Genomic DNA, 12,136 nt, shown 5'->3' with positions numbered 1-12,136 from the left:
TTAACCCAGATTTTTGCCAAGCTTACTTCTTTAGGACGTATTCATCCCGTTTCTACAGGCATTAAACCCTCGTAAATTGGCTAAGGTATTGTAATGACATCCTGGAATTTACTGCTGCCGGAGCCAACCTAGAAGTAGCATTCAACCGCGCAGTCGGCAATATTGCCCTCCAGCAGCAAGTAGGGGCGGCAATGGAAAGATGCCGCTCCATCCCTGGTAACACGCAAGATTCAATCACCTGCTTGCAACAAGCAGAAGCAGAACTTAAAACCTCTGCGCCCGATCTATTTAAAGGAGAAGCCCCCGATAGCGGTAGTTGGGAATTTAATCCACTTCAGGCTTTATCTGATGCTAAAGACGCGCTCGAAAATCTCTCCCCTGGTCAAATAGCCGAAAAGATTGGTAATACTATCACCAGTACAATCGGTTCGATGATCACTGGATTTGTCGCAGTTATCCTCCTCGCCCTCAATAACGCTTACCAATGGGGTATCGAATTCACGATGCTTTTAACTGCCCTACTTGGCCCGTTGGCAATAGGCGGTTCGCTACTCCCCTTTGGTGCAAAACCTATTTTCGCTTGGCTAACTGGTTATTTCACCGTTGGAATGGCGAAACTCTGCTTCAACATGATTATTGGTTTGTGCGGACAACTTATCGCTAATTCCGAACAAAATCAACCGATGATATTTCTGCTTTTTGTTGGGTTAGTTTCTCCTATCCTGGCATCTGCATTAGCCGCAGGTGGTGGAATAGCTGTTTGGACAGGATTAGGTAAAACAGTAGCATTTGGCTCTGAAATTGCAGCAGGAATCGCTACAGGTGGAGCAAGTACAACTGCTACGGTTGCTGTCAATGCCACTAAATTTGTTAGTTCCAAAATCAAAGTTAAAAAGTAATTAACAAATAATTATGCTTAAACCTAAGTCTAAATCTCAACCAGCTCGTCTCCTCAGTTATGGTCAATCTACCTCCACACCTATTGCAATGGCGATCGCCGTAACAGCAGGAGGAACTATCTTATCTACCCTATTGCAAATAATAAATATTGGCATGAGTGCTAGTACAAATCATCATGTCAAAGGCATGACGATTGTTCAACTCCAAGATGGGTCTATTTCACCTGGTAAATTTGCTGCTCCCAACGAACGCGAAGCAGAAACTATCAAACGCTTTATCTCAGATAGCATGATTAAAATGTTCGGCTGGAACGGAATAATCGAAGCAACAGAGAATGGCGAGAATGTTACTAAACCTGATAGGGGAATAGATATTCAAACAACAAAAAATAGTAGAAAAAAAATTCCTACTAGAGCCTGGGAAGCTGCATTTGCACTATCTGAAAATCAAGATTTCCGGGCAAACTTTCTCAAGAAATTAGCAGAAATCGTTCCAAGTGGTGTATTTAACGGTGAAGTTCAAGTTTCACTTGTAACTCGCCATATCTCTGAACCCAGAAAAATTAAGGATGGACAGTGGGAAGTTGATTATATCGCAACGCTCGTCAGCTTTAATAGAAATGAAAATCAAGGTAAAGGAATCGCCTTTAACAAAACAATTACTGTCGAAGCTGTTGATACTCCCAAGTTACCAAATAAGCCAACTGAACTCGATAAAAAAATTTATTTAGTACGAGAACCAGGTTTAGAAATTACTCAAATCGTTGATTATAACCTCGGTAAGAAATAAAAATCATTAATCAAGAAAACTATGTTACAGCTAGAGCATGAGGCTTCCAATAAACATATATCTTCCGTAAATAATCTTTTACCAATCGATAGTTCAGAAGAAGATGAAACTGAAGTAGAAGACCCTGCGTTAATCCAAACTAAACATGACTTTGTTACATCTCCCTGGTCAAGGTTAGGAATTATTGGTGGTGCATTTGGTGCTGGGTTTCTAGTTATATTTGTTGTCCTCAACGGCATGATGAATGGGAGTGGTAAAAATGCCAAAAAGCCAGAATTAACTACTACTCCAACTCCCACGGTTGCTGCATCTGAGAAAAAAGAAGGCGATGTTTATGCCAAACTTGCCCTCGCCAAGCAACAGGAAGAACTTGATGCCCTAAATGGTCAAGCTAACACGGGAGACAAAGAGGAGAAAAAAGAAGCTACTGAAGAAGAACAAGCTAAAAACCAAGAGAAAACCCGTTCTATTCGACAACCAAGGGTAGTTGCTCAAGAAACTCCGCCTACTTCCAGAAGACGTGTATACCGGGAAGAAACACCCGAACCTGTTAGACCAACACGTAGAGTAGCCGCCTCACAGCCAATACCACCCCTGCGTCCTAGCGCTCCTCTGCCAAAATTTGCTAAACAAACAGTTGCCAGCAACCAGAGTGTCGCCAAAGATCCAATAGCCGAACTCGAACGCCTGCGTAACCTGGGTTCGGTTGGTCGAGTTGAGTATATGCTAGCCAGTACCACTGTCAGTGAACCTACAAACACAACATTACCAGAAGTTACAGGTAAAACTGAAGAAACATTACGCCCAGCAGAACAAAATAGCAATCGCTCCCGTCGTCGCCGTAGCCGACGCAGCGAGAATACCGAAACAGTTACCAATACTCCTAATCAAGTTGAAGAACTGCGCCCGCGTTGGCAACCTGTAACCACAAATGATAGTACTTCTGAGTATGGCAATACTGGTGACAAAGATAACAATCAATCCGTGCCAGTTATTTATAGCTTCTCGGTAAAAGAGCCACAAATTAGCTTAGAACTTGACAAAGAAAAGACCGTAGAATCCAGTTTTGCTAGTAATAAAGAAAACAACTCTACTCTGCAAGTTGAGCAAGTTGCAAATAACTACTTGCCAGAAGAAGCGCAGATACTCCAAGAAACACAACCGCAGTATCTAGTTGTCGGTTCGTTTGCAAGTGCAACCCTGGTAACTCCACTCGTTATGCCCCAAACCAGTAATAACGCTCGTTCCCAAGAGCATACAAATACATTACGGTTTGTCGCCCGGTTGAACGAGCCGCTTTATAGCAATACTGGTGAAATAGCCATTCCCGCAGGAACGCAGGTAACTATCGCCATGATTTCGGTTGATAGCACATCAGGTGTGCGTGCCGAAGTCACGACCATCCTCAAAGACGGCACAGAATATCCTCTATCACCTGGAACAATATCAGTTTTGGGAGAGGCGGGTTCGCCCCTAATCGCCAGACCTTACGACGACAAGGGATCTGAAATTGCCAAATATGATGCCACTTTGGGAACTATAGCAGGTCTTGCCAAGGTAGGGGAAATTATCAACCAGCCGGATGAAGAAGTCACAGAAGATTTGCCTTTAGGTGGGACAAGAACTCGCAGCCGCAATAACAACCGGAACCTGGCAGCTGCTTTCCTTGAAGGTGCCTTTGGTAAACTTGGCGAAACAGTCAGCAAGCGTACAGAACGTGCTACTGACGAAATCAACCGCCGTCCCAATGTTTGGTATGTGCCTAAAGACACCAAAATCACAATCAAAGTCGATAGGTCAATCAAACTGTGAAACTAAGAGATATAGCCGATTTTAGTTTAAGGATGCCTTGGGCGATCGCCTTTGGTGGGTGCCTTACCATCACCTCCGTGCTTGCACCAAACCAACTTCTACTAGCAAGTACTATCCGTCAAGTTGCAGCGTCCCAGGTGTCAGGAGAAAATGCCCAATTGCAGACAGTTAAGGTCTGGCCCGGACATGGGGTATCAATATCGTTCTACAACACCAGAGAAGTCATCAAGAAAATCTGGCTGGATGACCCATCTAGGTTTGTTTTTGATGTAGACGGATGTCTTGAAGGTTTGGGTAAGTGTTCTAGTAACAGTACGGGCGCTGGACTAATTCACATCCGCCGCATTGAGGAAGTCAAAATCCCCGGTTTACCACCAGCTCCTTACGGGGCGCACATGACGGTGATTACCGAATCTGGCTCAACAAGGAAAAGCTATCACTTCCGGATTGTAGCGGGCAGTGGCACACCAGAGTACAGCCAAATTGAAATTATTGGCGATACTCCCAGCAAACCTGAAGAAGTAAAACCAAAGGTCAGTTACACCGCATTATCTGATAGCAGACATATCGCCAAAGGGATGCAAGTTGCCTTAAAAAACCAGTGGGTTACGACAGACAGCAAGCTCTGGAAGCGTCTGAACCAACTTGTTGAGTTGCGATCGCAAGGAGAGGAACTTGTCGTCGCCGCCAGCACCGCCGGAGTATCAATGCAATTGGTTGAAAAACTCATGCTACTGGGTGGAAAGCGCTTGTTAGAAATACCACCACAGCGCAATAACCCTCTCACAACAACAAATCCAGGTAAAACAAGTTTTAAATAACCAGTGATGTATACCGAAAATCTCACCTCTAACAACCAAATTTTAGATACTACACCAGAGGTAACTGCGATGCCTTCTCTACGAGACGCTCCGCGAACGGCGGGCGTAGCCATCGTACCAGTGAGAGCTGCAAGCCAGGAAACTACTCACAACAAAACCAATCGAGGGCTTGAGTATCGGATGGAAAAATTTAATAAATTACGCTACCTAATGGTTGCAGGACTTATTGCTGGGCTTGCTCTACACGGATTAATCCGATATGGAGGTAGCTATAATATCGGCAGTCTCTTATTCGGCGAAAAAGCGGTAGCTCAAACAGTTCTATCGAAGTATTCAAATTTGAACACTTCGATAGATAAGACAAAACAAACCAAACAGCCACAGCCGGTTGCAACAAAATACGTCAATGGCGCACCTACTCCCGATTGGAGCAGTATCACATTCAGAAATATGAAGTTTGGCGGTGCTGGCAGCGTCGAATTCCCTAATATCAAAAACCCTGGTATGAAGGAAACACGCACCTGGAGTGCTGGGCAAAGCCTTGCCGAAGTCATGGAACTGGGTGATTTTGAAGCAACTGAGTTCAATATTGAAGATTTCACGCTTGGAGATATCGCAGACATCACGGGCATTCAACTTCAAAATCTCAAACTGTCAGATTTTGAAACACTCGATTGGCAAACACTCGAAGACCTCGCCGAAGCAATTCCTAATTTAGAAGATTCAGAAGTCGGAGCCATCCCACCAATTCAAGAACTAGTAACCAAAGTTACAGGCAGCACCACAAGCTACCAAACTGTTGGTGAAGTGCTGGACAATTATCCCCAACTGGGAGAAGTGGAACTTGGTGAGTATGTCAAACTTGATAAATATAAACTAACCAGCATCCCTGGTATTGAGGATGCACAGCTAAAAGACTTTACTAACTGGCAAAATACAACAATTAACAAGGTTCCGGGATTAGCTGATGTACCGTTCGATCAGTTCCCCAGTGTTCCCATCCCCGATGTTAGCTTTATCGGCAAAGTAGACTTACCCCTCGGTTCGCTTGAAAGCGGACGTTGGAAGTCAATAAGTGGTAGTTACCAAGCTGGGTTTAATGTCCCGTGCGAGAAAAAGTGCGGTCACATCGAAGTTTCGGGAAGCGATATTGTGACTGGCGCACAATGGATGTCCGGTAAAGACCAAAAAGTTAAAGGGGGATTTGGCATCTTGGGCAGTCTCAACGGTGGCAAAGAACCCACAGGTCGCCATCCTTTTGGGAAATCATTTAAACAAGTCATCTGGGACATTAACGAAGCGGACGGCAGTATCACCACCGCGATGTTCTTCCGTATCTGCAAACGGGGATGGGTTGACTTGGGTTGCTCGCCCTACTTCATTGGCCCAGTTCCCTTCTTCACCTACCGCGAGATAGACCCAATTATCCTTGGTACGCCCCTCACCGTACCTAAAAATTAACAAGTAAAAAGGCAATCATAGAAAAATTTATCCTCTTTTACTTTTGACTTGGAGAGGACACACCAGATAACTAATGAAGAAATATGCAATTTCACTTCACCGCATATTTCTTCGATTTCCTCATGCAATTAATACAGATTAATATGAATAATTATCTATTTGCAACTGCTAAAACTAAGACAGTTAGAGAAGTAAAAGCTGCTCATAAAAATAGCAATACTGACTTTAGTAAGTATACAGATAAGTTCATGTCAACTCAAGGTTTGGCACTGGCCGGGGGAATTGGCTTATTATTGCTTTTACAGCTTTTTAGTAATGGTAAAAAAGGCAAGCTTGCTACTAGCTATTGGGGTGGAGCAAAGGAAACCGCTCAAGCTAAGAAAAAAGCCCTCAAGCAAATCGTCGCTCCTAAATGTGATAGTGCCAGTTTATATATTGGAGTACATAAATACAAGGGTCAAAAATTACCCAAGGGGGGTGGCGGAGTTCCAGTTTATGTACCCGATGTCCAACGCGGAACTGCTGTAATTGGCGCACCCGGTAGCGGTAAATCATTCTCGGCTATCAACCCGATGATTTACTCAGCAATTGACCAAGGCTTTGGTATAGTATTATACGATTTTAAGTATGCCAGTCAAGCCAAAATCGCCAGTTATGCCAAATCCAAGGGGTATGACGTACATATATTTGCACCGGGATTTCCCGAATCAGAGGTATGTAACCCAATCGATTTCTTGCGCGACAGTAGCGATGCTGAAACCGCACGGCAGTTAGCTACGGTAATTAACAAAAACTTCCGCCTGTTAGGTAATGCGTCTGAGGATGCTTTCTTTGGCCCCGCCGGCGACCAGTTGACCCAGGCTATTTTAATGCTAACTAAAGAGTTTGGCGATCGCGCTGATATTATGACGGCTGCGGCAATACTTTCAAGCGAGAAGATGGTCGAACGCTTGATGGCAGCCGAACTAAACCCTTGGATTAGAATAGCTTTTGGTCAATTATTTAGCTCGGCTGGCTCAGAGAAAACTGTAGCGGGTATTGCTGGTAGTGCTTCATTGATGTTCACCCGGTTCATGGCAAGGGGTACATTGGGATGCTTTGTCGGTAAAACAACCTTGCCCCTAGAGGTAAAACGCAAACAGATGATTATCTTCGGGTTAGACCGCGAACGCCGCGATGCTGTCAGCCCCCTGATGACCAGTATTCTTCACATGGTAGTTTCCCGCAGTATTGCCAAAAAACGTAAGGAAGACGGCCCATTAGTAGTGTGTCTTGACGAGTTGCCAAGTATCTTTCTTCCAGATTTATTTAGATGGCTTAACGAATCTCGTTCCGAAGGATTCTGCGGTATCCTGGGTTGGCAAAATATGGGTCAGCTTGAAAAGATTTATGGTAAAGAAATTTCTAAAGCTATCCTTGGCGCGTGCGGTACAAAATTTGTTTTTAATCCTGGTGAAGAAGAATCAGCGCGATTATTTTCTGCATATTTAGGTGAAGAGGAAATTAAATATAAACAAAAATCTCGCTCAACGGGAGGGGGTAAAGCCAGCACATCTATCAGCGAACAAGAACGGACTCGCAAGCTATTTGAGCCAGCCCAATTCCTCAAATTACCACCTGGTAAATGTCTATTTATCAACCCTGCTTATAGTAATAAAAATGAAGGTTCAGTACCACTATTAAAAAACATTAAAATTCCCAAATATATTATTGGACTAGAACAAGAAAATGAAGCTAACTGGGATAAACTCATCAAAGAGCTTGCTAGGAAAAGTACCCAGAAAAAACCTACGCAGGAAGATTTAGATTTACGAGTCAAGGAAGTAGATCGGAAGTTTCCTATCCCACAAGCACCAGTACAAGCTGGCAATGCACCTTTGCCTGTTGATGCGTACAAGAGCTTTTTCTAAAAACTTTAAGTTTAATGACAAACTGGTTTTATAAAGCACAATCTGGCTGTTTGAATTTATAGATTATTTTTACCACATTTAATATATGTTTGACTCCAGACAAACTCAAATTAATGAATCATATTTAGGTACAGCCGATACTGCAATTCAAACAAGTCGAGAATTAAGCAAAAGCCTAATCAATGCACTTACTAAGATAGCTAAAGTAATTCTCGAAAAACTCAAAGAAGCTCAAGAAGCAAGTAAAATTGCAGTTGAAGTTGGCAAAGATATTTACAATCTTGTACCTGATGAATCTACCCCTGGTGCATATAAATGGGAAAAGGTAGATTTAAACAGCCAAAGTATAAAAAGCAATCAAGAAACTAATATTGTGTTAATACCCGATTTATTATTAGAAGGTCAATACACAATAGAAACTGAACCTTTTACTGACTATCAAGCACAAACAATTGCTGCAAGATTAGTAGAAGATATACCTAATTTCAATAGTGATTATCAGCAAACAAGTGATAATACTCTGAAAATTACAGCTTATCTAGAGTCAGATGGTTCAGAAAAACAAATCGTTATCTACGAACAAAATAGCGAAGGTAAATGTACAACTAATCTCGTCACTGAAATACTTACTCCAGATGAAATAATAGATGTGGCAAGTGAACCACTATTTAAGCTACTACCACCATCTGCTGACACTATTAACAATCATAAATATACAAAAGAGTTATTATTTGATGATGGAAACCCAAATATAACAGAAGTAACTCCACCATTAGACAATTTACCAGTAATACTGAACGAAGATAATCAACTATTAAATTCTGAAATTGTAACCACACCAATTAATTTGTCTTATGAAGAAGAGGAAGCTGCGGTAGGTTTTCTAGATGATATCGATATTAGTAATCCACCCCAATTTGACTACCCACCAAATGTAGATTATTATCAATCTCCTGTAGTCAAAAACTATCCTGAAGCAGTAGAGCAGATACTCAGCAAACAATCTGAAACTAACATTCAAGCAGTCGAATCAAATACTTCACAACAGTTACTACAAGATGAAAACAGTGAAAACAGTTCGTCTATCAATCAAGAAATCAACTTATCTGTTGAAATAGAGGTAGATAACAGTTTTGAAGATGATGTGGTTAATAATCTTCAAGAAAAAATTGCACAGTCCGAAGAAAATATTCAAATTCAACGGATAGTTACTAGTAACCATCAATCTCAAAATCAAGCTAAGGAGGTAAATAAAAATGTAACTTCCAATCAGTTTTTTGCACAAGAGCCAGAGGAACAAGCAACTAATAATCGAAAAAAATATGCACCTGAATTTACCTATCAAGAAGTAGCTAATTCTCAAGATGTAGAGCCAGCAGCGCAACAGTGGGCGCGTCAGGTTGAAGTACCTATTTATCAAATTAATAATAAACAAGCGCGGGAAGAACGTTACAACGGGGAAAATAAAGACATTGCTGAAACTGCGATCGCAATGTTAAAAAAATACGGCACTCTTGAACAAGATGGTTCACGTATTTACCGTAGCGATACATTTGTGATTCGCCAACAGGCAGACACTGTTAGCATTCATCGCCGCAGTGATGAACTATTTGGGTGGCAGAACTCTTTGATGGATTTTAAACTCAACAAAAAAGAGGAACCCAAAATCACGAAAAAGCCTACAGAGATGTTACCTGTTGAACGTCAGGAGTTTCTCATGGTGGCAGAGTACTTAGGTGACAATGGCAAGCTACCTGACCTCAACAATGCCGATATCCGTGATGTAGCAAACAGCTTGGGGAGTCTTGCACCTGCCGGCACGATTAAAACGCTGGAAGTATTTAAACAAAATGAGATGTTGCACACCCTGAATAATGTCCTCATCCAGGCTGATAAGAAAGAACTTACAATAGGCGAATTTACCATCAAGCGCTCGCGCAACCCCGAAAAAAATCGAGCCAGCTTGCAATTATTTAAAACTACCGAAGAAAAAGGTACTCAGGAACTTGTCCGGTTTGACCTAACTAAAACCGAAGCCGGCATTACCAAAGAAGTCAGCAAAATGAATATCTCTGAGTACGATATCAACCAAATTAAGTTTATTGCCCAAAACGCCAGCAAACTCAACCTGGAACACATCTTTGGTAACGAACAATCTACCCCCGCAGCCGCAGCCGCACCCAAAGAACGAGTAATACAAGCAGCTGGTGATATGCCTGTCAAAGTTCACCCCTATATCGCTGAGGAATGGGCGAACATGGTCAAGCATGGTAGCCCTGACTGGGGAAAGGCAATGAACCAGGGTAATGAAGAGATTCTTCAACGGATAAATGAGAATGACGGCAAGTTACCAATTGCCGACCAGAGGGAAATGTACTTCAAGATTTTAAACCATAAGACAAATGAAGCTGAAAAGAAAGGAGAAACAGTCGTCGATTTTGTTGCCCTCAAAGACATTATGAGCGACTTACAACAATGGCGAGGGGAAGAAATTCGGCAGCAATATACCCCAACTGAACACATACCCTCCCCTCAACGGCAAACTGTTGCGGCTGCACCTAAAAGCAAGTCCAGAGAAGTTGAATTGTAAATTAACTATCACCAGGTTGTCTAGCACCAAGTTTGCAAAGTCGCATTGAAAATATAAAAACTTGAATTGAGAATTTATCCAAATTTGTACGAGTTACGAAATTTAAAAAGCTTACTTCATAAACTTTTCACTGATTTTGAATGATTAGTCTCTTTACTTAAATCAGCAACGCGATTAAAACAAAAATTACTACGTAAAGCTCACGCAGATACTCAATGTAGTATCTCAAACAAAAAACTAAAAAGTGAGCTTAACATCCGAATTAAAAAATAGAAACTCACCTATCAGGAGATGGTTTGACTCTAGACTCAACAAGACAGTCATCAAGATGATTACTAACCATAACCAGCTATTAGAAAATCAAGAAATTATCAGACCGATTGATGGAGTAGATTTTCCCTTAGTAGGAAGTGCAATCGCCAAAGCACTTGCCAAGTATTTAGGAAGCATCTATGAAGATAAAACATGGTTTACTAATTGCCTTGCTCAGGTTGGAGCAAAAGCCCTCAAAATAGAATATGCCTTCGATTATTCCATTACAAATTCAAATTCACTTGAAGAAGAAGCTCTAAAGTGTATGCTCTTGGGTGCATTAGAAAATTATGCTCGTAGCCGTAATATTCATGAGATTATTCAACCTTTTCTACAAGGAGAAAAATCTCTTCAGCTTGAAGCAGAATACTTCAAGAAATGGCTTCCTAGTATCCAAGATACATCTCAAATCATCGGTATTGTACCCCGTACCTGGCAAACAGTAGCTAATCAAGTAAGTGGAAATATTACCTGCAATGCTTCATATCCTTTAAGTGAATATCTTGGAGGTGCTGATTGCCAGATAATTGCTGGAAATACTCTCATCGATGTACGAACAACTGCCAAAAAGCGTCCCTTCTCTCTAGAGAATTTTTACCAACAAATTAGTTACGTCCTGCTTGATAGCAATGATACCTATAGTATCAATCAACTAGTTTGGTTTTACAGCCGCCAACAGTCGGTATTCTTCTATCCTACTGACAAAATATTCCGCGACTTGCAAGCGACAAGAGAAGAATTTAAGAAAATGATTCTTGATGTCTTCAAGCCGCACACTCGTGACTTCCAGTCATGAGTTAGGCGCTCTATATTAGGTGATACTTTATGTTAAAATTGAATGATATTCAGCAAATTCAAGAAATTGTCATCCATCCAAAAAGCATTTAAAGTTACTCTCATACCCACGCATAATCAAGAAGTCTTAATCAACAAGACAATTGGTTGTGCCAGATATGTGTATAACCGCTTTTTGGCACTAAAACAAGAGTTATATGCCACGGAGCAGAAGACTTTAAACTACAATGCTTGTAGTCAACAGCTAACTCTACTCAAAAAGGAGATTGAGTGGTTAAAGGAAGTAGATAAATTTGCTCTGCAAAACTCACTCAAGAATTTAGAGACAGCATACAAAAACTTTTTTGCTGACTTGAAGAAGTCTAAAAATAAAAAAGGTGTCGGCTTCCCCAAGTTCAAAAAAAAGTATGGTTGCAAGCAGTCTTATAAAACCAATCTTACCAACGGTAATATTCAGGTAATCGAGAATCGTTTAAAGCTTCCAAAGTTAGGGTGGGTAAGGTTCCACAAATCCCAAGACATTACTGGGAAGCTTGTCAACGTTACTATTAGTCGCACTTCATCTGGCAAATATATTGCTAGTATCCTGTGTGAAACTGAGATTGAGAAACATCCCCAAGTTAGTCAAAATATTGGGATAGACTTAGGAATGCGGATTAAATAGAATCCAGAATTATGTCACCTGTGGTTTAGCAGTGTAATTCCATTGCGGCAAATAATCATCAAACACAATTTCCATCGTTTGC

General features: G+C 41.4%; 9 protein-coding genes. All 9 read left to right on the top strand.

Annotated features, from left to right (window positions below; genetic code table 11):
• The first annotated feature begins 191 nt into the window (after window positions 1-191).
• On the top strand, window positions 192-899 hold the full coding sequence (locus H6G76_RS34655; protein ID WP_242056659.1) for a hypothetical protein: 708 nt from the start codon (window positions 192-194) through the stop codon (window positions 897-899).
• Between the two features lie 13 nt (window positions 900-912).
• Entirely contained in the window at window positions 913-1,689 is a 777-nt protein-coding gene (locus tag H6G76_RS34650) for a hypothetical protein (RefSeq protein ID WP_010993863.1), read from the top strand.
• 21 nt (window positions 1,690-1,710) lie between these two features.
• Window positions 1,711-3,501: a TrbI/VirB10 family protein gene (locus tag H6G76_RS34645; RefSeq protein ID WP_190710722.1), complete on the top strand. Its 1,791-nt coding sequence runs from the start codon at window positions 1,711-1,713 to the stop codon at window positions 3,499-3,501.
• Window positions 3,498-4,322, top strand: a complete 825-nt coding sequence (locus H6G76_RS34640) for a hypothetical protein (RefSeq protein WP_096585879.1) — start codon at window positions 3,498-3,500, stop codon at window positions 4,320-4,322. The genes H6G76_RS34645 and H6G76_RS34640 overlap by 4 nt, the downstream gene beginning before the upstream one ends.
• A 6-nt stretch (window positions 4,323-4,328) precedes the next feature.
• Entirely contained in the window at window positions 4,329-5,783 is a 1,455-nt protein-coding gene (locus tag H6G76_RS34635; RefSeq protein WP_096585878.1) for a hypothetical protein, read from the top strand.
• Window positions 5,784-5,926: 143 nt separating this feature from the next.
• Entirely contained in the window at window positions 5,927-7,693 is a 1,767-nt protein-coding gene (locus tag H6G76_RS34630) for a type IV secretory system conjugative DNA transfer family protein (protein ID WP_190710721.1), read from the top strand.
• An 85-nt stretch (window positions 7,694-7,778) separates the two neighbouring features.
• A complete protein-coding gene (locus H6G76_RS34625) occupies window positions 7,779-10,283 on the top strand; it encodes a hypothetical protein (protein ID WP_190710720.1) in 2,505 nt (834 codons plus the stop codon).
• Window positions 10,284-10,611: 328 nt separating this feature from the next.
• On the top strand, window positions 10,612-11,391 hold the full coding sequence (locus H6G76_RS34620; RefSeq protein ID WP_190710719.1) for a hypothetical protein: 780 nt from the start codon (window positions 10,612-10,614) through the stop codon (window positions 11,389-11,391).
• 66 nt (window positions 11,392-11,457) lie between these two features.
• Window positions 11,458-12,054 (top strand): transposase, encoded by a 597-nt coding sequence (locus H6G76_RS34615; protein WP_242056658.1) that lies wholly within the window; start codon window positions 11,458-11,460, stop codon window positions 12,052-12,054.
• The last annotated feature ends 82 nt before the right edge of the window (window positions 12,055-12,136 follow it).

The organism is Nostoc sp. FACHB-152 (assembly GCF_014697475.1).
Classification (GTDB): Bacteria; Cyanobacteriota; Cyanobacteriia; order Cyanobacteriales; family Nostocaceae; genus Nostoc_B.
Note: the sequence above shows the minus strand (reverse complement) of the source record. Positions and strands in the feature narration are given on the sequence as shown.

Excerpts from the sequence above, each read along its gene's own strand:
- H6G76_RS34655 (WP_242056659.1), top strand. The coding sequence starts at position 192 with ATGGAAAGATGCCGCTCCATCCCTGGTAACACGCAAGATTCAATCACC.
- H6G76_RS34650 (WP_010993863.1), top strand. The coding sequence starts at position 913 with ATGCTTAAACCTAAGTCTAAATCTCAACCAGCTCGTCTCCTCAGTTAT.
- H6G76_RS34645 (WP_190710722.1), top strand. The coding sequence starts at position 1,711 with ATGTTACAGCTAGAGCATGAGGCTTCCAATAAACATATATCTTCCGTA.
- H6G76_RS34635 (WP_096585878.1), top strand. The coding sequence starts at position 4,329 with ATGTATACCGAAAATCTCACCTCTAACAACCAAATTTTAGATACTACA.
- H6G76_RS34630 (WP_190710721.1), top strand. The coding sequence starts at position 5,927 with ATGAATAATTATCTATTTGCAACTGCTAAAACTAAGACAGTTAGAGAA.
- H6G76_RS34625 (WP_190710720.1), top strand. The coding sequence starts at position 7,779 with ATGTTTGACTCCAGACAAACTCAAATTAATGAATCATATTTAGGTACA.
- H6G76_RS34620 (WP_190710719.1), top strand. The coding sequence starts at position 10,612 with ATGATTACTAACCATAACCAGCTATTAGAAAATCAAGAAATTATCAGA.